Annotated in this window: 27 protein-coding genes and 1 riboswitch; of the genes, 9 read left to right on the plus strand and 18 right to left on the minus strand. The window is 65.7% G+C overall.

Going from position 1 to position 26,735, the window contains the following annotated elements:
- Positions 1 to 639 precede the first annotated feature (639 nt).
- The gene (locus C4S70_RS04825; protein ID WP_104006996.1) at positions 640 to 1,269 is read left to right on the plus strand and encodes a LysE family translocator; all 630 of its coding nucleotides are present in this window, start codon (positions 640 to 642) and stop codon (positions 1,267 to 1,269) included.
- Positions 1,270 to 1,352: 83 nt separating this feature from the next.
- Positions 1,353 to 1,892, plus strand: a complete 540-nt coding sequence (locus C4S70_RS04830; RefSeq protein ID WP_104006997.1) for an adenine phosphoribosyltransferase — start codon at positions 1,353 to 1,355, stop codon at positions 1,890 to 1,892.
- Positions 1,893 to 1,992: 100 nt separating this feature from the next.
- Here C4S70_RS04830 and C4S70_RS04835 read toward each other — a convergent pair whose 3' ends face one another.
- The 5 genes from C4S70_RS04835 to C4S70_RS04855 all read right to left on the minus strand — a co-directional run bounded on the left by C4S70_RS04835 (position 1,993) and on the right by C4S70_RS04855 (position 10,043).
- Positions 1,993 to 3,417, minus strand: coding sequence for an FAD-binding oxidoreductase (locus C4S70_RS04835; RefSeq protein WP_104006998.1), 1,425 nt, complete (start codon positions 3,415 to 3,417; stop codon positions 1,993 to 1,995).
- A 62-nt stretch (positions 3,418 to 3,479) separates the two neighbouring features.
- Positions 3,480 to 5,459 carry an oxidoreductase gene (locus C4S70_RS04840; protein ID WP_104006999.1) on the minus strand — a complete coding sequence of 660 codons (1,980 nt, stop codon included), beginning with the start codon at positions 5,457 to 5,459 and terminating at the stop codon, positions 3,480 to 3,482.
- Positions 5,456 to 6,187 carry an NAD(P)-binding domain-containing protein gene (locus C4S70_RS04845; protein ID WP_104007000.1) on the minus strand — a complete coding sequence of 244 codons (732 nt, stop codon included), beginning with the start codon at positions 6,185 to 6,187 and terminating at the stop codon, positions 5,456 to 5,458. Before C4S70_RS04845 ends, C4S70_RS04840 begins: the two co-directional genes overlap by 4 nt.
- A gap of 28 nt (positions 6,188 to 6,215) precedes the next feature.
- A complete protein-coding gene (locus C4S70_RS04850; protein ID WP_104007001.1) occupies positions 6,216 to 8,261 on the minus strand; it encodes an oxidoreductase in 2,046 nt (681 codons plus the stop codon).
- A gap of 213 nt (positions 8,262 to 8,474) precedes the next feature.
- Positions 8,475 to 10,043 carry a trimethylamine methyltransferase family protein gene (locus C4S70_RS04855; RefSeq protein WP_104007002.1) on the minus strand — a complete coding sequence of 523 codons (1,569 nt, stop codon included), beginning with the start codon at positions 10,041 to 10,043 and terminating at the stop codon, positions 8,475 to 8,477.
- Positions 10,044 to 10,150: 107 nt separating this feature from the next.
- On the opposite strand from C4S70_RS04855, the gene C4S70_RS04860 reads away from it, so the two are divergent.
- Positions 10,151 to 10,780, plus strand: coding sequence for a TetR/AcrR family transcriptional regulator (locus C4S70_RS04860; RefSeq protein ID WP_104007003.1), 630 nt, complete (start codon positions 10,151 to 10,153; stop codon positions 10,778 to 10,780).
- A gap of 4 nt (positions 10,781 to 10,784) precedes the next feature.
- Here C4S70_RS04860 and queF read toward each other — a convergent pair whose 3' ends face one another.
- From queF to miaB, 10 genes are all read right to left on the minus strand, one after another.
- Complete coding sequence (queF, locus tag C4S70_RS04865) at positions 10,785 to 11,249, minus strand: preQ(1) synthase (RefSeq protein WP_104007004.1); 465 nt, start codon at positions 11,247 to 11,249, stop codon at positions 10,785 to 10,787.
- A 10-nt stretch (positions 11,250 to 11,259) separates the two neighbouring features.
- Entirely contained in the window at positions 11,260 to 12,426 is a 1,167-nt protein-coding gene (gene metK, locus C4S70_RS04870; protein ID WP_104007005.1) for a methionine adenosyltransferase, read from the minus strand.
- Between the two features lie 6 nt (positions 12,427 to 12,432).
- A riboswitch (SAM-SAH riboswitch) is annotated at positions 12,433 to 12,484 on the minus strand.
- Positions 12,485 to 12,523: 39 nt separating this feature from the next.
- Positions 12,524 to 14,038, minus strand: a complete 1,515-nt coding sequence (gene lnt, locus C4S70_RS04875) for an apolipoprotein N-acyltransferase (RefSeq protein ID WP_104007006.1) — start codon at positions 14,036 to 14,038, stop codon at positions 12,524 to 12,526.
- Entirely contained in the window at positions 14,035 to 14,937 is a 903-nt protein-coding gene (locus C4S70_RS04880; protein WP_104007007.1) for a hemolysin family protein, read from the minus strand. Before C4S70_RS04880 ends, lnt begins: the two co-directional genes overlap by 4 nt.
- A gap of 22 nt (positions 14,938 to 14,959) precedes the next feature.
- The gene (gene ybeY / locus C4S70_RS04885) at positions 14,960 to 15,472 is read right to left on the minus strand and encodes an rRNA maturation RNase YbeY (RefSeq protein ID WP_104007008.1); all 513 of its coding nucleotides are present in this window, start codon (positions 15,470 to 15,472) and stop codon (positions 14,960 to 14,962) included.
- Between the two features lie 84 nt (positions 15,473 to 15,556).
- Positions 15,557 to 15,769: a hypothetical protein gene (locus C4S70_RS04890; protein WP_146064174.1), complete on the minus strand. Its 213-nt coding sequence runs from the start codon at positions 15,767 to 15,769 to the stop codon at positions 15,557 to 15,559.
- A 230-nt stretch (positions 15,770 to 15,999) separates the two neighbouring features.
- Complete coding sequence (locus tag C4S70_RS04895) at positions 16,000 to 17,016, minus strand: PhoH family protein (protein WP_104007010.1); 1,017 nt, start codon at positions 17,014 to 17,016, stop codon at positions 16,000 to 16,002.
- A 148-nt stretch (positions 17,017 to 17,164) separates the two neighbouring features.
- Complete coding sequence (locus tag C4S70_RS04900; protein ID WP_104007011.1) at positions 17,165 to 17,464, minus strand: hypothetical protein; 300 nt, start codon at positions 17,462 to 17,464, stop codon at positions 17,165 to 17,167.
- Between the two features lie 13 nt (positions 17,465 to 17,477).
- Positions 17,478 to 18,029: an OmpA family protein gene (locus C4S70_RS04905; protein WP_407656708.1), complete on the minus strand. Its 552-nt coding sequence runs from the start codon at positions 18,027 to 18,029 to the stop codon at positions 17,478 to 17,480.
- Positions 18,030 to 18,287: 258 nt separating this feature from the next.
- Positions 18,288 to 19,613 carry a tRNA (N6-isopentenyl adenosine(37)-C2)-methylthiotransferase MiaB gene (gene miaB, locus C4S70_RS04910; protein ID WP_104007012.1) on the minus strand — a complete coding sequence of 442 codons (1,326 nt, stop codon included), beginning with the start codon at positions 19,611 to 19,613 and terminating at the stop codon, positions 18,288 to 18,290.
- A gap of 122 nt (positions 19,614 to 19,735) precedes the next feature.
- Here miaB and C4S70_RS04915 point away from each other — a divergent pair, with 122 nt between their 5' ends.
- Positions 19,736 to 20,611, plus strand: coding sequence for a glycosyltransferase family protein (locus C4S70_RS04915; protein WP_104007013.1), 876 nt, complete (start codon positions 19,736 to 19,738; stop codon positions 20,609 to 20,611).
- A gap of 88 nt (positions 20,612 to 20,699) precedes the next feature.
- Complete coding sequence (locus C4S70_RS04920; protein WP_104007014.1) at positions 20,700 to 21,317, plus strand: thioredoxin family protein; 618 nt, start codon at positions 20,700 to 20,702, stop codon at positions 21,315 to 21,317.
- Between the two features lie 104 nt (positions 21,318 to 21,421).
- Here the strand turns inward: C4S70_RS04920 and C4S70_RS04925 are convergent, their stop codons facing one another.
- Both C4S70_RS04925 and irrA read right to left on the minus strand, forming a co-directional pair.
- The gene (locus tag C4S70_RS04925) at positions 21,422 to 22,219 is read right to left on the minus strand and encodes a phytanoyl-CoA dioxygenase family protein (protein ID WP_104007015.1); all 798 of its coding nucleotides are present in this window, start codon (positions 22,217 to 22,219) and stop codon (positions 21,422 to 21,424) included.
- 66 nt (positions 22,220 to 22,285) lie between these two features.
- A complete protein-coding gene (gene irrA, locus C4S70_RS04930) occupies positions 22,286 to 22,705 on the minus strand; it encodes an iron response transcriptional regulator IrrA (protein WP_104007016.1) in 420 nt (139 codons plus the stop codon).
- A 199-nt stretch (positions 22,706 to 22,904) separates the two neighbouring features.
- Between irrA and fabA the strand changes: the two genes are divergently transcribed.
- The 4 genes from fabA to C4S70_RS04950 all read left to right on the plus strand — a co-directional run bounded on the left by fabA (position 22,905) and on the right by C4S70_RS04950 (position 25,957).
- On the plus strand, positions 22,905 to 23,414 hold the full coding sequence (gene fabA, locus C4S70_RS04935; protein ID WP_104007017.1) for a bifunctional 3-hydroxydecanoyl-ACP dehydratase/trans-2-decenoyl-ACP isomerase: 510 nt from the start codon (positions 22,905 to 22,907) through the stop codon (positions 23,412 to 23,414).
- A 43-nt stretch (positions 23,415 to 23,457) separates the two neighbouring features.
- Positions 23,458 to 24,687, plus strand: a complete 1,230-nt coding sequence (gene fabB, locus C4S70_RS04940) for a beta-ketoacyl-ACP synthase I (protein WP_104007018.1) — start codon at positions 23,458 to 23,460, stop codon at positions 24,685 to 24,687.
- Between the two features lie 7 nt (positions 24,688 to 24,694).
- Positions 24,695 to 25,486, plus strand: a complete 792-nt coding sequence (locus C4S70_RS04945; RefSeq protein ID WP_104007019.1) for an enoyl-ACP reductase FabI — start codon at positions 24,695 to 24,697, stop codon at positions 25,484 to 25,486.
- Between the two features lie 72 nt (positions 25,487 to 25,558).
- Entirely contained in the window at positions 25,559 to 25,957 is a 399-nt protein-coding gene (locus tag C4S70_RS04950; protein WP_104007020.1) for a hypothetical protein, read from the plus strand.
- Positions 25,958 to 26,213: 256 nt separating this feature from the next.
- On the opposite strand, the gene C4S70_RS04955 is transcribed toward C4S70_RS04950, so the two are convergent.
- A complete protein-coding gene (locus tag C4S70_RS04955) occupies positions 26,214 to 26,642 on the minus strand; it encodes an FKBP-type peptidyl-prolyl cis-trans isomerase (protein WP_104007021.1) in 429 nt (142 codons plus the stop codon).
- Between the last annotated feature and the right edge of the window lie 93 nt (positions 26,643 to 26,735).

Genomic DNA, 26,735 nt, shown 5'->3' on the forward strand with positions numbered 1-26,735 from the left:
GTTGTGGGCGTGCTGATCGAGGTGCCGGTGATGCTGAGCGTGGTGAAGATCGTCAACGCCACCAAGCCGTGGTATGAACGCGGCCCGGCGGTCCGGAAGGTCGGGGCCAAGGGACGCCTTCATACTTGAACCCGCAGCGCTCCAGCCGCCCGCGCTGACCGGCTTTGGTCACTTTACCGCTCTGCTAGGGCTGATCCCCGGCCGGATCACCACCAACCCCAACTGGCCGACCTGGCCGGGGCACAAGCCATTCCCCCGGTCCCTTCTACATTCTTTCGGCCAGCGGCAACGCAGCGGCCACGCCGGGGCTGATCCTGTGGGTCGATCCAGTGCTCACCCGCCTGCGTCTTGCCCCCTGGCTGGCGGTTCCGGGTCGCCAAATTCTGACACTTTGCATGGCCCATACCCTGATCGGCATGGGGATCCCGGACGAAGCAGGACTGCTCGACGGCAGCCTCGGCCCCGAACAGACTTCCTCTACAGCCTCGGCTTTTGCACCTGCGCAGCACTATACGCCCGGCTCTGGGCGCTGTTCGCCGGACGCGGGCCGCTTGAGGCGCTGATGCGCCGCGTTGCCGGTTGACACCGCACCGCGATCGGGGGCTTCTGGCGCGGCTGACCACTGCGGGAGAGTCCCTGATGGATCTGAGTCTCTGGCTGGCCTTCGTCGCCGCGACGGTCGTTGTGCTGATCATTCCCGGCCCGACGATCCTGCTGGTGCTGAGCTATGCGCTATCCAAGGGCCGCAGCGTGGCGGTGGCCTCGGCCGGCGGCGTGGCGCTGGGGGATTTCGTGGCGATGACGACGTCCCTTGCGGGGCTGGGGGCGCTGGTGGCGACTTCGGCGGCGTGGTTCACGGCGCTGAAATGGGTCGGGGCTGCCTATCTGCTCTATCTCGGCGTGAAACTGTTGCGTTCGGCCCCGTCCGCGGGGCTGGAGGCCGTCACCCCCAGCCGCGAAGTGACGGCGCGGGGCGTGTTCGGACACGCTGCTGCGGTGACGGCGCTGAACCCGAAATCCATCGCCTTTTTCATCGCTTTCGTGCCGCAGTTCATTCACCCGAGCGAACCTCTGGGGCCGCAATTCGCGGTTCTGATCGCGACCTTCGTGGCGCTTGGCGCGCTCAACGCACTGGCCTATGCACTGGCCGCCGACCGGCTGCGCCGCTGGATCGGGCGGCCCCGCGTGGTGCGGGGGATGACGCAGGCCGGAGGGTTGACCCTGATCGGAATGGGGCTGGCGACCGCGGTTTTGCGCCGGCCGGTCTGACGCCTGCGGCGCAGACGCCTCTTGATTTGCGGTCGCGGTTGCGCCAAACCGCGCCCCGGTCGGCCCAAACAAGGAAACACCCCATGCCCCGAAACCGCACGGTCAAGGACTACATCCGCACCATCGTCGATTTTCCGCACGAGGGAATCATGTTCCGCGACGTGACGACGCTGTTCGCCGACGCGCGCGGATTCCGCATGGCGATCGACCAGATGCTGCACCCCTACGCCGGGGAGCGGATCGACAAGGTGGTGGGGCTCGAGGCGCGCGGCTTCATTCTGGGCGGGGCGGTTGCGCATCAGCTGTCGGTGGGCTTCGTGCCGATCCGCAAGAAGGGCAAGCTGCCCGGCACGACGATCAGTCAGGAATACCAGCTGGAATATGGCGAGGCGATCGTCGAGATCCACGACGACGCGATACAGGCCGGCGAAAAGATCCTGCTGGTCGATGATCTGCTGGCCACCGGCGGCACGGCCGAGGCCGGGATCAAGCTGATCGAGCGGCTGGGCGGAGAGATCGTGGGCTGCGCCTTTGTCGTGGATCTGCCCGATCTGGGCGGGCGGAAGAAGCTGGAAGAGATGGGCATGGACGTGCATGCCCTGTGCGCTTTCGAGGGCGAATAGGCGCTGGACGGGAACGCCGCCTCGCGGCGGCGTGCCTCCGGCGGGGGTATTTCGGACCAGAAAGAAGCAGGGGCACGACAGCCGGGCGAAGGGCGGCGCGTCAGTCTGCCGGGCCGCGCAACACCGCGCCGGGATTCATGATTCCATGCGGGTCGAGCGCGGCCTTGATCGCCCGCATCGCCGCAAGGCGCGCGGGATCGGCGTAGCGTTCGAGGTCGCCCACCTTGAGCCGCCCCACGCCGTGTTCGGCGCTGAAGGATCCGCCCAGCGCGTACACGAGGTCATGCACCATGCGTTTTATGGCTTCGCGTTGCGCGGCAAAATCGGCTTTGGAGCGGCCGCGCGGCGGGAACACGTTGTAGTGCAGGTTGCCGTCGCCCAGGTGGCCGAAACAGTTCACGCGCAGATCGCCATGCCGCGCGACGGCCGCGCCGGCGCGGGCGATGAAATCGGGGATGGCCGCCAGCGGCAGAGAAATGTCGTGGCTGGAGATCGCGCCGATCAGGCGGTTGGCTTCGGGGATGCGTTCGCGGACGGCCCAGAGCGCGTCGCGCTGCGCCTCGTTCTGCGCGATTACTCCGTCCAGGGCCAGATCGCGCGCGGCGGCAGTTTCGAACAGCCGCACCAACATGTCCTGAGCGTCGAGGCCGGCGAAAAGCCCCAGTTCGATAAGCACGCACCAGTCGGGGCGGGCGTCGAAGGGTTGGCGCACGTCCGGCAGGGTTTCGTCGAGAAAAGCCAGTCCTTCCCCGTGGATCAGTTCGAAGGCGCTGATCCCGTCGCCCGTCAGGTCGCGCGCCAGCGTCAGCAGCTCCAGCGCGGCGGCCGGGTCCGGCACGACCAGCATCGCCGTGCCCGTGGAGGCCGGGATCGGATGGAGCTTGAGCGCGGCGGCGGTGATCACGCCCAGCGTGCCTTCGGCCCCGATCAAGAGGTCGCGCAGGTCATAGCCGGTATTGTCCTTGCGCAGCCGCGTGAGCCCATGCCAGATGCTGCCATCGGGCAGCACCGCCTCAAGCCCCAGGCACAGATCCCGCGCATTGCCATAGCGCAGCACGTTGACGCCTCCGGCATTGGTGGAGAGGTTGCCCCCGATCCGGCATGACCCCTCGGCCGCAAGCGACAGCGGGAAAAGACGTCCTGCATCGCGTGCGGCAGCCTGCACGTCGGCGAGGATCGCGCCGGCTTCCGCCACGATCACGTTTTCCAGCCTGTGCACCGCGCGGATCGCGGACATGCGTTCCAGCGACAGGATCAGGGGCGCCGGCCCGCCTGCGCAGATCTGTCCGCCGACGAGGCCGGTGCCCCCGCCATAGGGCACGACCGGCACACGCGCCCGAGCCGCGGCGCGGATAAGTTCGGACACTTCCTCTACCGTGCGCGGCAACGCCAACAGGCCGGCGGTTCCTTTGAACAGGCCGCGCGGCTCTTCGAGATAGCGCGGTTCGACCGGACGGAACAGATCTTGGGACAAGCGGCCACGCAGGGCCTCGGCACAGGCGGAATCGGCGGGGTTCAGGGTCATGGTCCCATCTGTGCCCAAGGCGGCGCGGATGGGCAAGCTTTCCCGGTTCCGCCGACCCCGCGTCATAGCGCCAGCGCGGCCTTGCGTCCTTCGTAAATCGCGTAGGCCGCGTTGCGTGGGGCGTTGGCGTCGCCGATCAGGGTGCAGGCGATGCCGCGCGCCGCAAGGTCGTCCCGCAGGTCCATGTCGGCGTGGTTGGTCGTGGCCATGACCAGGTCATCCGCTTCGATCAAGGTCACATCCCCCGTCAGAAGCGACAGAACCCGCGCCCCCTGCCCCGTCCATTCGGCGATCGCGCTGTCGGTGACGAAGCGCACGCCCAACCGGGCAAGGGTGCGCCGCAGCGGCCAGTCGGTGGCGCTGCGCTGCAGCTCCTTGCCGACCAAGCCATCGGGAGTGACGATCGTCACCGCGTGGCCCAGCTCGGCCAGCCACCAGGCGGTGCCACAGCCGCGCCAGTTGCCGCCCTCGTCCAGCACGATCACGCGCCGCCCCGGACGCGCGGCGCGGGTCATCACGTCCTCGGGGGACCAGACGCGGCCGTGCTCCAGCCCCGGCAGGGTGGCCAGATGCGGCAAGGCCTTCTGAAAGCCGGTGCCGGGCGGCTGCGACCCCGTGGCAAGAACCACCGCATCGGCACCGAAGGCCGTAATGTCGTTCGCGTCCATATAGCTGTTGTAGCGCAGATCCACGCCCAGCTTTTCCAGCTGCCGCCGATACCATCCGATCAGGTCGCTCACCTGCCCCCGGCGCGGTTGCAGGCCCGCCAGCCGGAACTGGCCGCCGATCTCGGGCCCGGCCTCGGCCAGCGTCACGCTGTGCCCGCGTTCCGCCGCCGCCCGCGCGGCCTCCAGCCCCGCCGGACCGCCGCCGACCACCAGCACGCGTTTCGGCACGGGCGCGGGCGTAAACCGCTCCCCGCCCCAATCGTGTTCGCGCCCTGCGGACGGGTTCACCAGGCAGGAAATCCAGTAATCCCGGCTGCGCCGGCCCCAGCATTGCTGGTTGCAGGAAATACAGCCGCGCACATCCTCGTCCCGCCCCTCGGCCGCCTTGGCCACCAGATGCGGGTCGGCGATCTGGCCGCGCACGATCGACACCAGATCCGCCTCGCCCGCGCCCAGCACGGTGTTGGCGTTCTCGGGCGTGCGGATATGCGCTTCAGCGGTGACCAAAGCATGGCTCACGACGCCCTTGAGCGTCTGGGCCAGGTCCACGCCCAGCTTTTCGCCATAAAGAAAGGTTGGCATCAGCTTGTAGAAGTCGAAATAGCTGCCCACGCCGCAGGTGACGTAATCCATCGCCTCTTCGGCATCGTGCAGGGCGATGATCTCGGACATGCTCTCGCGGCTGAGCGCGGCGGGCATGTCCGGTTCGTCGTTCACCGCCAGCCCGATGATGAAATCATCGCCGCAGGCGCGGCGGATGCGGTGGCAGATCTCGCGGCTGAACCGTGTGCGGTTTTCAAGGCTGCCGCCCCATTTGTCGTCGCGGGTGTTGGAAAAGGGCGTCCAGAACTGGTCGAGCAGACAGTGATAGGCAGCCCAGACCTCGACCCCATCGAACCCGGCCTTGCGGCAGCGGATCGCGGCCTGAACAAAGCCGTCGATGGTTTCCTCTATCTCGGCCTCGGTCATGGCGTGGCTGCCGTCGCTGTCATGCCAGCTGGGGCCGCCCGAGGGCGACCAGTGCGCGTGCCAGGAGTTGTCGGCATCCCCATGCGCGCCGACATGGTAGAGCTGTTGCAGGATCACCGCGCCCTCGTCATGCACCGCCTCGGTGATGCGGCGGAAATGCGGGATCACCGCGTCGGTGCCGGGGCGGAAATTGCCGCGAGTGAGAACGGCGGCGGGGTGCACCGGCATCGGCTCGACCACGATCATCGCCGCGCCGCCCTTGGCGCGTTCCACGTAATAGGCAAGGTGCTGATCGCCCGGCAGGCCGTTCACGCTCATGTTGGTGGTATGTGCGCCGAACACCACCCGGTTGCGAAGGGTCTTGTGGCGCAGCTGCGCGGGCCTGAAGATATGCGGGAATTTCATCCGTTTTCCTCCAGCCGGTCCAGCCCTTCGCGCAAGCGATCGCGCATTCCGCTTTCCTCCATGAAGAGCCGCAGGCGCTGGTTGTAGCCGCCGGGGGTGTTCAGCGCCTCGATCAGCGGCCCGCAGGCGCTGGCCGACAGGCTGGAAGAGACGAGCGCGCGCAGGAACGCCTCGCCCTTGCCCGGATCGGACAGGCGGTCGCCCAGCCAATCGGCGGCGTCGCCCACCATCCGCACCACGGGCGACAGCACCGCCTGGGCGCACAGGCAGGCGGCCATCTCGGCGTCGTCGGCCATCTCCACCACCGTGTTGCGCGCACCGAAAATTTCGCGCACCAGCGCCGCGTCGCCCTGTACCAGTATGGGCGAGTCGCCCCGTGCGATGGCCGGAAAAGGCAGCATCAGGGCGGCGGCGCGCGCCGGGTGGACCATCTGCCCCACGGCATCCAGCGGCATCCCGGGCATGAAGGAAACGACCTTCTGGTCAGCGCGAAACGCCAGCGCACGCAGCACCGCCGACGCGACATCGGCCATGAGCCCGACGAATACGATATCGCTTTGATCGACGACCGACTGGTTGTCCGCGACGGTCACATTCGCGTGGCTCTGCGCCAGCGCACGCGACACGGCGCGGCTGCGTTCGGACACGGTGATCTGGTGCCCGTCGCCCGCGATCCCGCGCACGACCGCACCCGAAATGGTTCCGGTGCCAATGAACCCCAGCCGCATCAGGTTTCCTTTATATCCAAAACATGGATCAAAGATCCTTCACCAGCCGCAGCGCATCATGGATGGCCGCGTGGATATTGCGCGCCGACACCGCGTCGCCGATCCGGTAGAGACGGAACTGCCCGTCGGGGTTGGTTTCCACCTCCTGCGGCCGTCCCGCGATCAGCGCATCGTAATCCACTTCGCCAAGGTTCACCGACAGCGGCCTGAGATCGAAATAGAGGTCCGCCAGCGGCTGAGTGCCATAATTCAGCACCACCTGATCATATGCCGCCTCAAACGTGTGGTCGCTGTAATCCGTGCCGATGGTGGCGACCAGCCGGTTGCCCTCGCGCCGGACGTCCTTCAGCCGTCTTGCCACGGTAAAGGTCGCATCCTTGTCCTGCAGGCTGCGCATGTAGGGCACCAGGTTCATCCCCATCACGTCCGGCGCAAACGTGCGGTCCGGCGTCATAACCTCGACACGGGCACCCGCATTGACCACCACCTCGGCGGCCTGCAACGCGGCGTGATCGCCCACCTCGTCGTAGATCAGCACCGATCCGGCCGGCTTGACGTCGCCCGACAGGATGTCCCAGCTGGTAACCAGCAGGTCGTTTTCCTTGCCGGTCTCGAACAGTTCGGTCGTCGGCAACCCGCCGGTGGCAACGATCACGACATCCGGTTTCAGGGCGGTCACATCCGCCGCCTCGGCCCAGGTATTGAAGCGGAACTCCACGTCCCGCGCCGCGCATTGCGTCATGCGCCAGTCGATGATCCCGATCATCTCGCGCCGGCGCGAGCTCTGTGCGATCAGCCGCACCTGCCCGCCGGGGTCCGGCGCGGCCTCGAATACGGTGACGGCATGGCCTCGCTCGGCGGCGACCCGCGCGGCCTCGAGCCCGCCGGGACCCGCACCCACGACCACCACCTTTTTGCGCGCGGCCGCCGGGGCGATGGTGTGGGGCATCGACAACTCCCGCCCCGTGGCCGGATTGTGGATGCACAACGCCGGCGCCCCCTGATAGATCCGGTCAAGGCAGTAGGTGGCGCCGACGCAGGGCCGGATGTCGTGCTCGCGCCCCTCGACGATCTTTCTGACGATATGCGGATCGGCCATATGCGCCCGCGTCATCCCCACCATGTCCAACAGGCCTGCGGCCACCGCATGCCGCGCGGTCGCCACGTCGGGGATGCGCGCGGCATGGAATGTCGGCAGCCCCGTCTCGGTCCGCACCATGCCGGCAAAGTCGAGATGCGGCGCGCTGCGCATCCCCTGCACCGGGATCACGTCGGTCAGCGCCGGATCGGTGTGAATGCGACCGCGAATCACGTTGATGAAATCCACTTGTCCCGTCGCCTTGAGCCGTTTGGCCATCTCCACGCCCATCTTGGGTGAAATGCCCCCGACCTGCGCCTCGTCCGCGGTGAAGCGCACACCCAGAACGAAGTCGTCGCCCACCCGTTCGCGGATCGCCGCGATCACGTCGAGGCCGAACTTCATCCGGCTCTCCAGCGTCTGCCCGCCATAGGGGCCGTCCAGATCGTTGGTCAACGGCGACCAGAACTGGTCGATCAGGTGGCCATAGGCCTCCAGCTCGATCCCGTCCATGCCGCCGTCCTTCATCCGCTCGGCGGCATCGGCAAAGTCTCGAATGATCCGGGCAATGTCCCAATCCTCGGCCAGCTTGGGAAAGGCGCGGTGCGCAGGCTCCCGATGGCGCGAGGACGACACCGAAGGCAGCCAGTCGCCCTTGTCCCACCCAGTCCGGCGCCCTAGGTGGGTCAGTTGAATCATGACCGCCGCTCCGTGTTCGTGACAGGCATCCGTCAGCCGCCGGACCCAGGGCACGACCTCGTCCTTGTAGGCAAGGATGTTGTTGAACACGGGCGGGCTGTCCTTGCTGACTACGGCCGAGCCTGCGGTCATCGTCAGAGCGATCCCGGCCTTGGCCCGCTCTTCATGATAGGCGCGATACCGATCCTTGGGCATCCCTTCCTCGGGATAGGCCGGTTCGTGACTGGTCGTCATGATCCGGTTGCGAAGCGTGAGATGCTTCAGCTTGTAGGGTTGCAGCAGGGGATCGTTCGACATCGAACTGCTCCGTAAGTTCAGCACGACCAGATTGCGCCGCTTCGCGGCACGCCATTTTTCATTGCGCCGCGCTTGCGCGGCGCGGTGCCTCCGGCAGGGATATTTGAGGCAAGAGAAAGAGAGATCGTCTTTTCCTCTTGCCTCAAATATCCTGGGGGGTGCGGGGGGCAAAGCCCCCTGCGCCGGTCGGATCGCGCAAGCGATCCGAAATCCCTAATACCAGGCATCCGCCATCATCTCCTTGCGCTTCGCAATGAAGCCCTTCAGACCGTCATCGATTCCCTCGTCCAAAGCCGGCGCCTCATATTCGTCCAAGAGCTTTTTCCAACGTTTGTTCGCCCTCGTCGCCATGTCGCTTCCACCCTGCTCGTCCCAGGTCTCCCATGGCTGGTTGTCGTCCAGGGCGCTGTCCCAATACGCCGTCTGATAGTGACGCAGGGTGTGGGCGGTTGAGAACAGGTGCTGTCCCGGCCCAAGCTCCGCCAAGGCATCGAACCCCAGCGTATCCTCGCTCACGTCCAACCCGCGCATGTAGGCGTGCAACGCTCCGCACAAGTCGGTATCGATCACGAATTTCTCGTAGGACATGCTGAGCAACCCGTCCAGAAATCCCGCCGAATGCAGGATGTAGTTTGCCCCGCATTGGACCGCCGACATCATCGACATCAGCGCCTGACTCATCGCCTGCGCATCCGGCAGTTTGGAATTGGTGAAGTTCCCCGCGCAACGCAGCGGCAGGTTCAGCCGCCGCGCCAGTTGCCCCATTACCAGCGACCCCAGCGCCGCCTCGGGCGTGCCGAAGGTGGGCGAGCCGGACCGCAGCGACATGGTGGACTGGAATGAGGCCAAAACCACCGGCGCGCCGGGCCGCACCAGTTGCGTCAGCGCACAGGAGGTCATGCTTTCTGCCAGACATTGCGCCACCGACCCCGCCATGGTCAGCGGCGACACCGCACCGCCCAGCAGGAACGGCAGGTGGATCGAACCCTGCCCGGCCGCGGCATAGGTGCGGATCCCCGCCGTGGTCACGCCATCCAGCACAAGCGGCGATGTGGTGTTGAAATTGCCCATGATGACGCAGTTTTCGTCAACGAAATCCGCGCCGAACAGGATCCGACACATCTCGATCGAATCCGCGGCCCGCTCGGGCGCGGTGATCGATCCCAGAAAGGCCCGGTCGGAATAGCGGATATGCGCATAGACCATGTCGAGATGGCGCTTGTTCACGGGTATATCGGTCGGCTCGCAGATCGTACCGCCGGAATGATGCAGCCAAGGCGAGGACTGGCCGAGCTTCACGAAGTTCCGGAAGTCCTCAATCGTGCCATAGCGCCGCCCCCTGTCCAGGTCCATCACGAAGGGCGAGCCATAGGACGGCGCGAACACCACCGCGTCGCCGCCGATTTCGACCGAATTGGCCGGGTTGCGGGCGTGCTGGGTGAAACGCGAGGGTGCTGTCCTCAGGATTTCGCGGATCATGCCCGGCTCGAACCGGATGTTCCAGACATCCTTCGACAGCTCGCGCACTTCGCCGCCCGCCTCGCGAAACAGGCGAACGGTTTCCGCGTCTTCGCGGAACTCCATGCCGATCTCGGCCAGGATCCGGTCTGCGGTCTGCTCGATACGGACAAGGCTTTCCTCGTCCAGAAGATCATAGGTCGGAATGCGCCGGGTGATCCAGGGCACCCGCAGATGCGCGTTGGGTTCAGCCCCGCCGCCTGCCCCCGCTCCGCCGCGCCGCGCGCGTCGGCGCGCCGTCCGCTTCGCCTCTGCCGCCGTCATTGCCGATCCTCCCTGCGCGAGTCATGTTACTTGACATATCTGTCCGGCAACAAGACGCTTATGTCAAGTTTCTTGCGACCCGTCGGCCCGGCTGATATGGAGCAACCATGAACATCGAGATCTCACAACGTCAGCGCGGATCCGAAGAGACGTGGCTGGACGCCGCCTATGAGTTGCTGACCGAATCGGGCGTCGAAGCGGTGAAGATCATGCCGCTGGCGCGCCGGCTGGGGCTGTCGCGCACCGGTTTCTACTGGCATTTCAAGGATCGCGAGGCGCTTCTGGAAGCGATGGTCCGCCGCTGGGAGGACAAGAACACCGGCAATCTCGTGGCGCGCACCGAAGCCTATGCCGAGAACATCTGCGAGGCGATGTTCAACCTGTTCGACTGCTGGCTGGATGACGATCTGTTCGATGCGCGGCTGGATCTTGCGATCCGCAACTGGGCGCGCAACGACCCGGCCCTGCAAACGCGGCTGGATGCCGCCGACGGCCGGCGCAAGGCCGCGATCATGGCGATGTTCACCCGCTTCGGCTATGGGCGGGAGGAGGCCGAGGTGCGGACCATGACGGTGATCTACACGCAGATCGGCTATATCTCGATGCAAGTGAGCGAAGACCGCGCGGCGCGGATCGCGCGGATGCCGGCCTATGTCGAGGTGTTTACCGGCGTGAAACCGTCAGAGCGCGACGTGCTGCGGTTCATGGCTCGCCACGACGCGGATCACGGGATCTGAGGCGTCAGCCGCGCCCGCGATAGGGCGCAACACCCTGATCGGGGATCCACACGCCTTCCGGCGGCTCGCCCGTCTGCCAGAACACGTCGATCGGGATGCCGCCGCGCGGATACCAGTAGGCACCGATACGCAGCCATTTCGGGTCCAGCAGATCGACCAGCCGCTTGCCAATGTCGATCGAACAGTCCTCGTGAAACGCGCCGTGGTTGCGGAAGGAATGCAGGTAGAGCTTGAGGCTCTTGCTTTCTACCAGCCAGTCGCCGGGGATGTAGTCGATCACGATATGCGCGAAATCAGGCTGGCCGGTCATCGGGCAGATCGAGGTGAATTCGGGCGCGGTAAAGCGCACGACGTAATCGGTGCCCGCATGGGACGCGGGCACCTTTTCCAGAACGGCCTCTTCGGGGCTGGCGGGGGCGTCCACCTTGGCGCCCAGCTGGGTCAGCCCCGATACATCCGTTTTCGGCATGAATTTCCCCTCAGACCGCTTTCTTCAGCGCCTCGACCAGATCGGTCCTTTCCCAGCTGAACCCGCCTTCGGCATCGGGTTCACGGCCGAAATGGCCATAGGCCGCGGTGCGCTGATAGATCGGCCGGTTCAGTTGCAGATGCTCGCGAATCCCGCGCGGGGACAGGTCGATGACCTGGCTCACGGCCTTTTCAATCTCGGCATCGGGGATCTCGCCGGTGCCGTGAGTGTCCACATAGATCGACAGCGGCTTGGAGACGCCGATGGCATAGCTCAGCTGCAGCGTGCAGCGTTCGGCCAGGCCAGCGGCGACGATGTTCTTGGCAACATAGCGCGCGGCATAGGCAGCCGAGCGGTCCACCTTGGTCGGATCCTTGCCCGAGAACGCCCCGCCCCCGTGCGGGGCCGCGCCGCCATAGGTGTCAACGATGATCTTGCGCCCGGTCAGACCGGCGTCGCCGTCAGGCCCGCCGATCACGAACTTGCCGGTGGGGTTGACGTGCCATTCGGTTTCCTCGGTCAGCCAGCCTTCGGGCAGCACCTCGCGGACATAGGGCGCGACGATTTCGCGGATGTCGTCGCTGGTGAGGTTTTCATCCAGATGCTGGGTGGACAGCACCAGAGAACTGACGCCCACGGGCCGACCGTCGCGGTAGATCACCGACAGCTGCGATTTCGCGTCCGGACCCAGGGCCGGGGCGGCGCCGCTTTTGCGGACCTCGGCCAGGCGGCGCAGAATCGCGTGGGCATACTGGATCGGCGCCGGCATCAGCGCAGGCGTTTCGTTGGTGGCATAGCCGAACATGATGCCCTGGTCGCCGGCGCCCTCGTCCTTGTTGTCGGCGGCATCCACGCCCTGGGCGATGTCGGCGCTCTGGGCGTGCAGATAGCTATCCACCTGCATGTTCGCCCAGTGAAAGCCCATCTGTTCATAACCGATGTCGCGCACGCATTCGCGGGCGATCTCCTCAACCCGCTCGATCACGCTGGCCGGGCCGCGCACTTCGCCGCCGATCACGACGCGATCGGTGGTGGCAAGCGTTTCGCAGGCAACGCGCGCATGGGGGTCTTCGCTCAGAAACGCGTCCAGGACGGCGTCGGAGATGCGGTCACAGACCTTGTCGGGGTGGCCTTCAGACACGGATTCCGAAGTGAAGACATAGTTCTTGCGGGTCATGAAAGGTGCTCCATTGAGTTTTGTCCCCCGCCACGCCAGGAAGCCGTTGTGACGGGTCAAACGCCCAGTTAAGGAACCGCCGCCCGGCGGTCAATTGTTATTTTCGCCGCGCATGACGGAACTGTTGCAAAAGCATGACCCCGATCATTGCCGTCAGCATCACCGCCAGCGCCGTCCAATCGCCGGTCCGGGCATAGAGCGTCGGCGGCAGCGGCGCGGGGAGCGCGGCGTCCAGATATCCCGCCCGCCCGAGCGCCAGGCTGGCCGTGATCCGCCCCAGCGGGTCGATCATCGCCGAGATGCCGGTATTGGCCACGCGCACCATTGGCAGGCCCTGTTCGATCGCGCGCATCCGCGCCTGCGCCAGATGCTGCCAGGGGCCGGAGTTGGTCCCGAACCAGCCGTCATTGGTGACCTGCAACAGGAAATCCGGCCGCTCCGGCGCGGCTTGCACGTCCTGGGCAAACACGGCCTCGTAACAGATCAGCGGCAGCGCGGTTCCCAACGCGCCGATCCGCAGCAGGCGCGGGCCGGGACCGGCGCTGTAGCCGTTGCCCAACTGCGCGGCCAGCCCGCGCAACCCGAACCGCGCCGCCAGATCGCCAAAGGGCACATATTCCCCGAACGGCACGAGGTGATGCTTGTCGTAAACGCCTGCCACCGCCCCGGTTTCGTCCAGCACCGCCAGAGAATTGTAGAACCGTGCGCCTTCGGTTCGCTGGATGCCCACTGCGACCGGCACGCCGCGGGCCGCCCGCGCGATCGCCTCGAAGGCGGGGCCCGCCTCCTCCAGCAACACCGGCACCGCGCTTTCGGGCCAGACGATCAGATCGGGGCGTGGCGCGGCGGCGGTATAGTCGAGCTGGCGGCGGAAAAAGACCGGAATCCATTCGGGATCCCACTTGCGATCCTGCCGCGCATTTGGCTGGACCAGACGGACGGTCTTGTCCGTGGTCACAGGCTCGGGCCGCGCCCCGGCCACCGCGAGCGCCCCCAGCGCCAACCCCAGGGCCGGGCACAGGCCGAAAATGACGGCACGGGCCCCGCGTCGCAGCGCGACGGCATGGCCCATGGCCAGACCCACTACCAGCGTCGCGAGCCCCAGCCCGTGCGGGCCGATCCAGGCCAGAAGCTGCGCGACGGGCGTGTCCACCCAGACCTGCGCCAGCCCCGCCCAGGGAAAGCCGGTGAAGAGATAGGCCCGCGCGAGTTCGGCCAGGCCCAGCGCGACCGCCAGCAGCCAGAGCCGCCCGCCGGCTGTGCGCCCGAACCGATGCGCGCCCCAAAAGGCCGCACTCCAGAACAGCGCCAGCCCCCCGGCCATCAGCCCCAGCGCAAAGGGCGCCATCCAGGCGTATCTGTCGGGATCGACGAAAAACGGCTCGACAAGCCAGGTCAGCGCGCGCAGGAAATAGCCCGCGCCAAAGGCCCACCCCAACATCGCGGCTTGCCACGGGGTCGCCGCCGCCGTCAGCAGCGCGGGCAGCACCGCCAGCCCCAGCAGGGTCAGGGGCCACGCCCCCCAGGGCGCAAGCCCCAGCGCGGCCACCGCGCCGATCACCGCCGCCAGCGCCAAGCGAAGCCACAACGGGCGCGCTTCGAATGCAATCATGCAGCCTGCGGCAGACGCACCCGCAGCCGCTTGATGCGGCGGGGATCGGCGTCCATCACTTCGAACTCGGTGCCGTCGGGATGCACGATCACCTCGCCCCGCGCGGGCACCCGCCCCGACAGCATGAAGACCAGCCCGCCCAGCGTGTCGATCTCTTCCTCGTCCACGTCGTCATGCGCGGTCAGCGACCGTCCGATTTCGGCCTCGAACCCGTCCAGCGGCGCGCGGGCGTCGGCGACATAGCAGCCGGGCTTTTCCTGCACCCAGGGCGTGTCTTCCTCGGTGTCGTGTTCGTCCTCGATCTCGCCAACCACCTGTTCGATCAGATCTTCGATCGTCACCAGCCCGTCCACGCCGCCATATTCGTCAATCACCAGCGCCATGTGCCGCCGTTCCGCCTGCATCTTGGCCAGCAACACGCCGATCGGCATCGACGGCGGCACGAAAAGCAGCGGCCGCAGCATCGAACGCAGGTCGAAATCCGCGTTGTCGCAGTTGAACCCGTGGGTCAGCGCCAGGTCCTTGAGGTGAACAAAGCCCAGGGGCGAATCGAGCGTTCCGTCATATACCGGTATCCGCGTAAAGCCGCTTTCGCGGAACACCTGAACCAGATCGTCCAGCCCGATGGTGACGGGCACGGCGACGATTTCCGCAGTGGGCACGGCCACGTCCTCGACCCGCATCCGCCGAAGGTTGATCATCCCCCGCGGCGGCGCGGTAGACGGGCCGGGCTGCCCGTTCAGCTTGTCATTGTCACTGTCCGATGGTGTCAGGGCCTCGAAGAGGCGCCCGAAAAATCCGGGCCTTTCGCCTGTCTGTGGCTCAGCGGCATCCCGCTGGCCGGTTTCGCCGAAGCGCGCGCCTTGCGCCGCGCCAGGACTTCCGTCTGATCCGTCCATTGTTCCTGTCCGAAACGGGCCGTCATGGCCCCTCTGTATCCATATATGGGTCATCGATACCCATTCTGCCAAGTATGCGCGTCTCCAGACCCTCCATCAGGGTGGCATCCGCGTCACGGATGTGGTCATAGCCCAGCAGGTGCAAAAGACCGTGAACGATCAGGTGGGTGACGTGATCCTCGATCGGTTTGCCGGCGGCACGGGCCTCGCGTTCGCAGGTGTCCCATGAGATCGCAATGTCGCCCAGTTCCACCTCGCCGGCAAAGTCCGGCTCCGGCCGGCGCGGGGTGCCTCCCGGCGCATCCGCCGCAAGACCCTGCGCCGGCCAGCTCAGCACGTTGGTGGGGCCCGGCTTCTCGCGAAACTGGGCATTCAGCGCGGCGATGCGCGCGTCGTCACAGCCCAGCAGGCTGATTTCACAACCCTCCGGGTCCAGGCCCAACTCACGCAGCGCCACGTCCGCGGCCCTCTCGGCCAGGGCCGACAGGTCCAGCGCCGCCCAGCGGTCGTCTTCGACTGAGATTTCCAAGCTCATCGCGGCCTTTCAAACGAAATTGCCCGCCCCGTCAAGCCGAACGCGCCTATCGCCGCCCCCGCAGAATCTGCCTCAGCGCCTAGGTCATCTCGGCGGCTCTTCCGGCGTCAGCCGCGCGTGCCCACCTGCCAGGAACGGCCCCACGGCACGCCCCGAATAGCGGCCTTGAAGCACACCATCGCGCTCCATCAGGTTCAGTCTGGCGAAGCCATACGCCCTGTCATGACATGTGCGGCAACGGTCGCGGAAGGTGGCATCCGACCGGATCTGGGCGGCGAACATCTCCAGCAGGCCCAAGATCTCCTCGTGCGGCAGTCCGCCCGCATGGCGGGCCAGAAAGGGGGACGAGATCCCGGCCCGACCGCCCCCTGACACCCTCGGGCCCAACCGCGAGCCTTTCGCGCGCGAAATCGCCCGAATGACCGTGGCAGCTGCTGCAACGGCTTTCGAACAGGGCATGGTAATCCGTCGCCTGCGCCGCCCCCGCCAGTATCATCAGACAGGCAACCCAGGCGGCAAGGGCTCCGTCAGGCTCCCGGCCGGTCGGCATCATAGGCTTCGATGATGGCGGCGACCAGGGGGTGGCGCACAACGTCCCTGGCGGTGAAATAGTTGAATCCGATGCCGGAAATGCCCTTTAGCAGCCGCTCGGCATCGGCCAGCCCCGACGGCATGCCGCGCGGCAAGTCCACCTGGCTGCGATCGCCGGTGATGACCATGCGCGACCCTTCCCCCAGCCGCGTGAGGAACATCTTCATCTGCATCGCGGTCGCGTTCTGCGCCTCGTCCAGCACGACAAAGGCATTCGACAGGGTGCGCCCCCGCATGAAGGCCAGCGGCGCGATCTCGATCCGCTTTTCCTCGATCAGCTTGGCCAGCTGCTTGCCCGGAAGAAAGTCGTTCAGCGCGTCATAAAGCGGCTGCATGTAGGGATCGACCTTTTCCTTCATGTCGCCGGGCAAATAGCCGAGCTTTTCGCCCGCCTCGACCGCCGGTCGGCTGAGGATGATCCGGTCCACATGCCCGCCGATGAACATCGACACCCCCACGGCGACGGCCAGATAGGTCTTGCCGGTTCCCGCCGGGCCGATGCCAAAGGCCAGTTCGTTTTCGTAAAGCGACAGGACATAGGCCTTCTGCGCATCGGTGCGCGGCTCGACCAGCTTGCGGCGGGTCTTGATCTCCACCTTGCCGCCCTTGAACATCTCGAGCTGTTCGCCCGAGGACGGCGCGGGCCCCGGTTCGCCCCCGCCCATGCGGATTTCGCGGTCGATGTCCTCGGATGCGATCTCGCGCCCCGATTCCAGCCGGTCATAGAGCGCCTCCAGCACCTCGACCGCCTGTTTCTGCGCCCCCGGTTCGCCCATCACCGCCAACTGGTTGCCGCGCCGCACGATCTGAACCCCGGTCCGGTTCTCGATGTCGGCAAGGTTTCGGTCGAACTGGCCGCACAAGTCAATCAGCAGCCGGTTGTCGGGAAACTCGATCAGCACCTCGTGATGCGTGGTCGGGTCTTGCGCAGGGGTCAGGGCACCGATGGCCAATCCGCTCTCCTTTTTTGGTGTTTCAGGAAAAAGGTGCCAACTCGGCCGCCCCCGTTCAAGGCGAAGCGGCCGGATTTCACGTGATTGAAACAAAAAATGGCCGCTCCGTGACCGGAACGACCATTGCGTGACAGGATCGGATCAGACATCAGAGCACGTCGTCGATCGTGTCCCCCTTCTTGAAGGGGCCGACCGCATAGCCCGGCGGCGCCACACCCGAGCAGACCGGCTTGCCGCTCCGGTCGAGCCGCTGCGAAAGGTAGCCTTCGACACCGTCGTCGATGATCCAGTGATCGCAGCCGGTGGGATCAACCCAGATCCCCGCCTGCAGATCGCTCAGATCGTGCTTGTCGAAAAAGTTGTAGTCCACGGTCTTGTCGACGCGTTGGTCGCACCCTGCCAATATGCCCGCAGTCAGGAGAAGGGCGACCTTGATCGAAGTTTTCATGTCCCGTCCTCCCTCACTTCACGCAGATGATTTCGACACGGCGGTTCTGCGCCATATGTTCGGGGGTGTCGTTTGGCACACGCGGCTTGCTTTCGCCAAACCCCTTGACCTCGTAGACCGCGGCTCCGACGCTCCTGGCCACGCGGGCCACGGCATTGGCGCGATTCTGCGACAGACGCCGGTTGTAGGCGTCCGAGGCGCGGCTGTCGGTGTGGCCGTGAATCATGTAGCCCTTGGCCCCGGTCGTGCGGAAGAATTCGCGCAGCTTCTTCTGCCCGGCGGCGCTGATCCGATAGCTGTCGGTGGCAAAGAACTGATCCGTCGGCAGCGTGCCGCACATGTTGACCGTTCGGCAGACCGGCTTGCCGTCGCGGGTGACATGCGGCGTCATATAGCCTTCGGCGCCGTCGTCCATCACCCAGTGCTCACAGCCGTCGGGGTCAACCCAGATCGTCGGCATATAGCGTTCGCCCACGACCTTTTTCTGTTGACTGCCCTGCGCGGCGGCACTGGACGCGGCCGCCGCGACAGCGATCGCGCACAGCGCCGCAGTGCCTCTTTTCAAATTGATTTCAAACACCGCTTCTTGCCCCTCACCTTTTAATCGTCACCGGACTGCCCGCCTGCAACGACAAGGGCGCCCCGGACCAAAGCTGGCTCAAGGTTAGGGAAAAGCCTGTGGCTTGTGAAGGAAAATCCACCACATCTTGTGACATTGTGGCCGATTTGGACACAACAGCGGCAACAAACACAGATTGTTGTTGATTTTTGCAAAGCGCCGCAACCGCGGCGGCCGCCCCGAGGCGAAGTTTCGCAAATGCTTCTAGCCGATAATCTCGCCCGCCAAAGAATTCGCCCCCGAGGCCACGATTCTGACCCGCGCCAGATCGCCGGGCCGGATGCCCTCGGCCTCGACATGCACGGCATGCAGATGGTCGGACTTGCCCACCATCTGGCCCGGCTTGCGGCCGGGCCGTTCGAACAGCACGCCGACCTCGCGCCCGACCATCGCTTCCTGCGCCTCGCGCTGCTGGCGCGTGATCAGCGCTTGCAGCCGCTGCAGACGCTCGTCGGCCACATCCGCCGGCACCTGCGCGCGCTCGGCCGCCGGCGTGCCAGGGCGGGGGGAATACTTGAAGGAATAGGCATAGCCGTATTTGACCTCTTCGATCAGATCCAGCGTGGCCTGAAAATCCTCTTCGGTTTCTTCCGGAAAGCCGACGATGAAATCCCCCGACATCAGGATGTCGGGCCGTGCGGCGCGTATCCGCTCGACCAGCCGCAGATAGCTTTCGGCGGTGTGGCTGCGGTTCATCCGCTTGAGAATTCGGTCCGAGCCCGACTGCACCGGCAGATGCAGATAGGGCATCAGCTTCTCGCACTGCCCGTGCGCCTCGATCAGATCGTCGGTCATGTCGTTGGGATGGCTGGTTGTGAACCGGATCCGCTCCAGCCCGTCGACATCGTTCAGGGCCCAGATCAGGCGGGCCAGCGACCAGTCGCCGCCATCCGGCCCCACGCCGTGATAGGCATTCACGTTCTGGCCCAGCAACGTGATCTCGCGCACGCCGCGATCGACAAGATCGCGCGCCTCGGCCAGCACGCGATCGACCGGGCGCGATACCTCTGCCCCGCGGGTATAGGGCACCACGCAGAAGGCGCAGAACTTGTCGCACCCCTCCTGCACCGTCAGAAAGGCGGTCGGCCCGCGCTGCGCCTTGGGCCGGTCCTTGAGAACGTCGAACTTGTCCTCCTCGGGGAAATCGGTGTCCAGCGCCTTTTCCCCGGTCCGGGCGCGTTCCTCCAGTTCGGGCAGGCGATGATAGCTCTGCGGCCCCACCACCAGATCCACCAGAGGCTGACGGCGCATGATCTCCTCGCCCTCGGCCTGCGCCACGCAGCCCGCCACGCCGATTTTCAGATCCGGCCGCTCCGCCTTCAGCCCCTTGAACCGGCCCAGCTCGGAATAGACCTTCTCGGCCGCCTTCTCCCTTATGTGGCAGGTGTTCAGCAGGATCATGTCCGCCTCTTCCGGCCGGTCGGTTGGGACATATCCCTTGCCGCCCAGCGCCTCGGCCATGCGTTCGCTGTCATAGACGTTCATCTGGCAGCCATAGGTCTTGATGAACAGCTTCTTCGGGGTGGTCATTGGGACAGGCCTTCGCAATCGCTGGATCAGCGCGTCACATAGCCCTTTCGGCGCGGCCTTGCAATGCACGCCTGTTTCACCGAATCTCTGGCAAAAGAACGCAGGCGAAGCGGAGCAGAACCTTGTCGAACCCGACGCTGGACCAATTTCTGAAACAAGGCGCCCCGGCTCTGAAAAAGGCCCCGGTCGCCATGATCTTCATCGAGGACGACACCGAAACCGCCTCGACCCTGCGCCACCATCTTGAATGCGGGTTCAAGTCGGTCCTCGCCCTGATGCCCGACGCCTTCGCGCTGCCGCGGGACGTGGCCGAAAACGACAGGCTCACCCGCATCTCCTTCGATTGCGGCCCGCGCGGGGCGGTCTTCGCCGCCATCAACCGGATGATCACCGCCGCCCCGACGGGCACCTGGATGTATTACTGCTACAACGCCGAATACCTGTTCTATCCGTTCTGCGAAACCCGCACCGTGGGCGAGATGCTGGCCTTCCACGCCGAGGAACGGCGCGACGCGATGCTCACTTACGTCATCGACCTCTATGCGGACGACCTGACCGCCTTTCCCGATGCCGTGTCGCTGGACCGCGCCCACCTGGACCGATCCGGCTACTATGCCCAGTCCCGCCCCGATCCCGAAACCGGTCACCCGCGCGAACGCCAGCTCGACTTCTTCGGCGGCGTCCGCTGGCGCTACGAGGAACACATTCCCAAACCAGCCCGCAAGATCGACCGGATCGCCCTGTTCCGCGCCAAGCCGGGGCTGGAGCTGCAACCCGATCACACCTTCAACGACCAGGAATACAACACCTATTCCTGCCCTTGGCACCACAATCTGACCGCGGCGATCTGCTCGTTCCGCACGGCCAAGGCGCTCAAGCGCAATCCCGGCTCCACCTTCGACGTCCAGACCTTCGTCTGGCACAATTCCGCGCCGTTCGAATGGCACTCCCGTCAGCTGCTTGACCTCGGTCTGATGGAGCCGGGGCAGTGGTTCTGACCCCGCCGCCTGGCTCCGAACTGTTCAAACCGGCTTTTTTCATTCATAAATCATGGTGATTGAATGAGAGTATTCAGGGGAGAACGCAATGACCATTGCGCGACGCACGCTTCTGGCCGTCGCGGCGACCGCGCCGATGCTCGCTACCCGAACCCGCGCCAGCGACGACGATCACGAACCGGCCGTGGACGATGACGGCCTTTATACCCAGGACTGGTTTCACACCTCGTTCCTCGACATGTCCGAGGACCTTGCCGAGGCCGCCAGCCAAGGCAAGCACCTGATGATCCTGTGGGAACAGCGCGGCTGCCCCTATTGCCGCGAACTGCACCGGATCAACTTCCGCCGCGACGACATTGTGTCCTATCTCAAGAAACATTATGTCGTGCTTCAACTGAACCTATGGGGCGACCGCGAGGTCACCGATTTCGACGGCGAAGTGCTGTCGGAAAAGCAGATCGCCAAGAAATGGCATGTCAACTTCACCCCGACGGTGATCCTTATCAATGGCCGCGACGCAGGCGCGAAATCCATGCGCGAGGCCGAGGCGTTCCGCATGCCCGGCTATTTCAAGCCGTTCCACTTCCTCGCGGGACTCGAGTTCGCCGCCGGCAACACCTATCGCGATCAGCACTTCCAGCGCTTCGTGCAGGAAAAGGCCGACCACCTGCGCGACCAGGGCCAGCCGGTCACTCTCTGGGACTGACCTGCCGCTTCTTTCTGGCCCCCAATACCCCCGCCGGAGGCCGGCGCGCTGCAGGCGCGCCCAGCAATCGGTGTCGCGCCGCAGGCGCGGCCGCCTGAAAACCGCTACCGGCGAAAGATCACCGGGAACCAGTCCTCGCGCAGCCGCTGGCCGGGCCGCATGCCATGCCCCGGATAGGGCGGCGACGTCCGCCCCGGCCGATCGACATAGCGCGCATCTTCCCCCACCAGCCGCAGCGAAAACGCCCGCCGCCTTGATGCACTCATGTTGCCGCGCGCCCCGTGCAGGGTGCGGAAATCGAAAGCCAGCGCATCCCCCGGCCGCATCGGATGTTCCACGATCCGCATCCCCTCGGCCTCCGGGTCGGGGACCGGCATGTATTGCCCCTCGTCGGGGAAATAGCCCTCTTCCGTGACCCAGCGCGTGGGCAGCACCTCCTTCTCCCAGCGGTGCGACCCCGCCACGCAGCGCAGCGTCGCCTCCTCCACCGGGTCCAGCGGCACCCAGAAACTGACGGTCTGCCGACCCGCAACGAAATAATAGGGCCCGTCCTGATGCCACGGCGTCGCCATCGAGGTGCCGGGCTCTTTGACCAGAACGTGGTCGTGGAACATCTGCACCGTTTCGGACCGCATCAGGCCCGCCGCGACCTCGGCCGCCGGGGAATGGCGCACCACCTCGGCGAATTGCGGGATCCGCTCCCAGTTGCAATAATCGTCGAAGAACCGCCCCGTCTCTCCGGGCTTCTCGTTCTCCGACGCATAAGGCCCGGGCGCGGCCATGTTGGCCTCGACGCCCGCGCGCAGCAGTTCGACGTAATCCGCCAGCAACCCCCGCACCAACACCACGCCGTCGCGCTGGAAGGTGTCGATGTCCGCGTCAGTTATCAGGGGATGCGTCATGCGCCCGCTCCTTGCCGTCCGCAGACACCCTGTCGCAACGCCGCCCCCCGGCGCCAGAGCGCCGGATCAGGATTTCCGCCGCAGCCGGATCACCACATCGACAGAAGCCACCTCGACCCCCTCGGGGGCCTGCGGAAGGCGCGCGATCTCCAACTCATCGGCGGGCGCATCGGACAGCCGGCCTTCATCCTCCCAGTAGAAATGGGGATGGTCGTGGGTGTTGGTGTCGAAATAGCTCTTCGATCCGTCCACGGTGATTTCCTGCAATACGCCGGCCGCGCAAAAGGCGCGCAGCGTGTTGTAGACGGTCGCCAGCGACACCGCCGCGCCGGCCTCGCGCGCGGCCTCGAACAGGCTTTCGGCGGTGACATGGCGGTGCTTGCCGTCGCCCACCAGCAGCTCGGCCAGCGCAATCCGCTGCCGCGTCGGGCGCAGCCCCGCCCCGTTCAGCCAGTCGCTTGCGATCCGCAGGCTTTCGCGCGTCATGCCCAGATCCGTTCCGTTGCGTCGCCCCGCACTATACGATGCGGCCGGTCTGGATTTCAATTGAATTTCATTCGCAGCTGAACGCGCCGAACCGAACGGCACCCCGCCCGTTGCGGCCTTGCGGGCGGTGACGCCACGGTGCTACAGGGGCAACAAAGACCCCTGACGGTCAGGCGGCGGAGCGAGGAGAGCCGACAGCATGTCCCAATACCCGAAGAGCTTCGACAAGGAAGCCCTGTTGAAATGCGCCCGTGGCGAATTGTTCGGCCCCGGCAACGCGCAGCTTCCCGCGCCGCCGATGCTGATGATGGACCGCATCACCGACATCAGCGCGGACGGCGGCGCACATGGCAAGGGCCATGTGGTGGCCGAGTTCGACATCGACCCCGACCTGTGGTTCTTTGAATGCCACTTTCCCGGCAACCCGATCATGCCCGGCTGTCTCGGGCTTGACGGGCTGTGGCAGCTGACCGGCTTCAACCTGGGCTGGCGCGGCTGGAAGGGGCGCGGTTATGCGCTGGGCGTGGGCGAGGTCAAGCTGACCGGCATGGTCCGCCCCGACCGCAAGATGCTGACCTATTACGTCGATTTCACCAAGGCGATCCAGACCCGGCGGCTGACCATGGGTGTGGCCGATGGCCGGGTGGAAGCCGATGGCGAGGTGATCTATCAGGTCAAGGACATGAAGGTGGCGCTGTCGGAGAGCTGACCTCTCTGGCCGTGCCCGAAATTACTGCTACAGGAGTTCGTCCATGCGTCGCGTCGTCGTCACCGGACTGGGGGTCGTTTCCTCGATCGGCAACAATGCAAACGAAGTGCTCGCCGCGCTCAGGACCGGCAAATCCGGCATCGAGTTCAGCCCCGACATGGCCGAGCACGGCTTTCGCAGCCGGGTGGCCGGCACGCTCAAGATCGACGTGGCGGACCATGTGGACAAACGCACCCTGCGCTTCATGGGCCCCGGCGCGGCCTATGCCTATATCGCGATGAAAGAGGCGATCGCCGATTCCGGTCTGGAAGAGGGGGACATCGTCAACCCGCGCACCGGACTGGTCGCCGGGTCCGGCGGCCCCTCGACCAGCGCCCTGCTGACCGCGCATCAGACCGTGCTCAAGACCGGCGCGACCAAGCGGATCGGCCCCTTTGCGGTGCCGAAATGCATGTCCTCGACGGTGTCGGCGAACCTGGCAACGGCGTTCAGGATCAAGGGCATCAACTACTCCATCACCTCGGCCTGCTCGACCAGCCTGCACTGCATCGGCAACGCGGCCGAGCAAATCATGATGGGCAAGCAGGATGTGATGTTCGCCGGCGGCGGCGAGGAACTGGACTGGACCCTGTCCTGCCTGTTCGACGCGATGGGCGCGATGTCCAGCAAATACAACGACACGCCGGAACGCGCCAGCCGCGCCTTCGACGCCGACCGCGACGGGTTCGTCATTTCGGGCGGCGGCGGGATCGTGGTGCTGGAAGAGTTGGAACACGCCAGGGCCCGCGGCGCGAAGATCCATGCCGAGGTCACGGGCTACGGCGCCACCAGCGACGGGCACGACATGGTCGCGCCTTCCGGTGAAGGCGGCGAACGCGCGATGCGGCTGGCGCTGAGCACCCTGCCCGAGGGCCGCAAGGTGGGCTACATCAACGCGCATGGCACCTCGACCCCCGTGGGCGACGTGGGCGAGGTCGAAGCGGTGCGCCGCGTATTCGGCGAAGGCAGCACCCCGCCGATCAGTTCCACCAAGTCGATGACCGGCCATGCCCAGGGTGCGGCCGGCGTACTCGAGGCGGTGTTCAGCCTGCTGATGCTGGACAACGACTTCATCGCGCCTTCGATCAACGTCGAAACGCTGGATCCGGCGATCAGGCCTTCGGAGATCGCACTGGAGATGGTTGAAAACGCGGGGCTCGACAGCGTGATGACCAACAGCTTCGGCTTTGGCGGCACCAATGGCTCCATGATCCTGTCCAAGTATCTCGGGTGACCAAACCATGACCAAAGTCCTGCAGGGAAAACGCGGCCTCATCATGGGCGTGGCCAATGACCGCTCGATCGCCTGGGGCATCGCCAGGGCGATGCACGAAGCCGGGGCCGAGCTGGCCTTTACCTACCAGGGCGAGGCCTTCGGCAAACGGGTCGCGCCGCTGGCCGAAAGCGTCGGGTCGGATTTCATGGTAGATGTGGACGTGACCGACGACGCCTCGCTCGGGACCGCCTTTTCGGCGCTGGCGGATCGCTGGCCGACCATCGATTTCCTGGTGCACGCCATCGCCTATTCCGACAAGTCGGAACTCACCGGGCGCTTCATCAACACCTCGCGCGAGAACTTCAAGACCTCGCTGGACATCAGCGCCTATTCCTTCATCGAGGTCGCGCGCCGCGCCTATCCGCTGATGAAGGACAATGGTGGCACGCTGCTGACTCTGACCTACCAGGGATCGACCCGCGTGGTGCCGAACTACAACGTGATGGGCGTGGCCAAGGCGGCGCTGGAATCGGCCACGCGGTATCTGGCCAACGATCTCGGCCCCGAAGGCATCCGGGTGAACGCGATCTCGCCCGGCCCGATGAAGACGCTCGCGGGCGCGGCGATCGGCGGGGCGCGCAAGACCTACAAGTTCACCGAGGCCAACGCGCCCCTGCGCCAGAACGCGACGCTCGAGGCGGTGGGCGGCACGGCGGTCTATTTGGCTTCCGACGCGGGCAAGTTCACCACGGGCGAGATCATCCGCGTGGATGGCGGCTATCACGTCCTCGGCATGCCGCAGCACGAGAACATGTGAACCCGACAGGGTTTCCGGGAAATTCCATCGCCTTGCCCCAACAAGGTCACACTCGGGCGCTAACCGGGGGACATGGCACATTTCGACCGGATAATCGACGACCCCGAACAGGCGCCTGACCGCCGCCCTGCCGCCCGTCGGCGCCTCCATGTTCTGCTCGTGACGCTGTGCGGGTTTCTCATGATCCTCGTCCTGCTGTCGAACCCGAAAGTCTCGACGGCGATCAAGGGGGCGGGGAGTTCGGTTTCCGAACGCGTGGGCCAGCTCTTGCCGATGCCCGAGACAGAGCCCGAAACCGTCGCCGCGATTCCCGAGCCGGCACCGGTGGTCGTGGTGCCCGATGGCGCCGCGGACAACCCCGAACTGGTCACCCGCAGAGCGGCCACGCCGCAGGCTTCCGTCGAAAAGCCCCCCGTGCGCCGGATGCCGCAAAGCCGGGTTCCCGTGCGCCGGTTGGGGGCGGGCCATTGACCGTTGACCGCCAGCCCGGCCGAATCGACGCCATCGCCCGCGGAGAACCGGCTCAACAGAGGTAACGGCTCAGCGGCCTGACCGCCCGCGTCCATGCCCTTGCCCGCGCTCCAGCCGCGCGCGGACACAGGGCGCCCGGCCTCCTTGCGGTCTATCGGCTCTTCATCTTGCCCGAAATACTCCGGGGAGCGCGAGGGGCAGCGCCCCTCGCACCGATCGGATTGGCCTGGCCAATCCGAAAACCTGCTGGCCGGGATCAGGCGATCTCGACCAGTTCGATCGCAAAGGTCAGGTCCTTGCCCGCCAGCGGATGGTTGGCATCCAACGTGACCTCGGTTTCGGTGACGTCCACCACCGTCACCGGAACGACCTGGCCTTGGGGCGTCTGCATCTGCAGCATGGTACCGATGTCCAGCGGAATCTCGGGCGGAATGCCTTCGCGCGGAACGGCCTGCCGCATCTCGGGGTTCACCGGACCGTAGGCCTCGGACGACGGCACTTCGACGACCTTTTTCTCGCCGACTTCCATACCTGGGATCGCCTTGTCCAGCCCCGGAATGATCTGGCCGGAGCCGACCTGGAATTCCAGCGGTTCGCGCCCCTCGGAGCTGTCGAAGGTGCTCCCGTCGCTGAGGGTGCCTTTGTAGTGGATGCGAACGGTGTCGCCGGTCTTGACCTGGGTCATATGTGCTCCGATACGTCTGGAGTTGCAGAAAGGGCTAACGTAGTGGCTCAGACCGGGATGTAAACCCGATCCGCCGGAAACTTCGGCCCGAAG

The organism is Jhaorihella thermophila (assembly GCF_900108275.1).
GTDB lineage: Bacteria > Pseudomonadota > Alphaproteobacteria > Rhodobacterales > Rhodobacteraceae > Jhaorihella > Jhaorihella thermophila.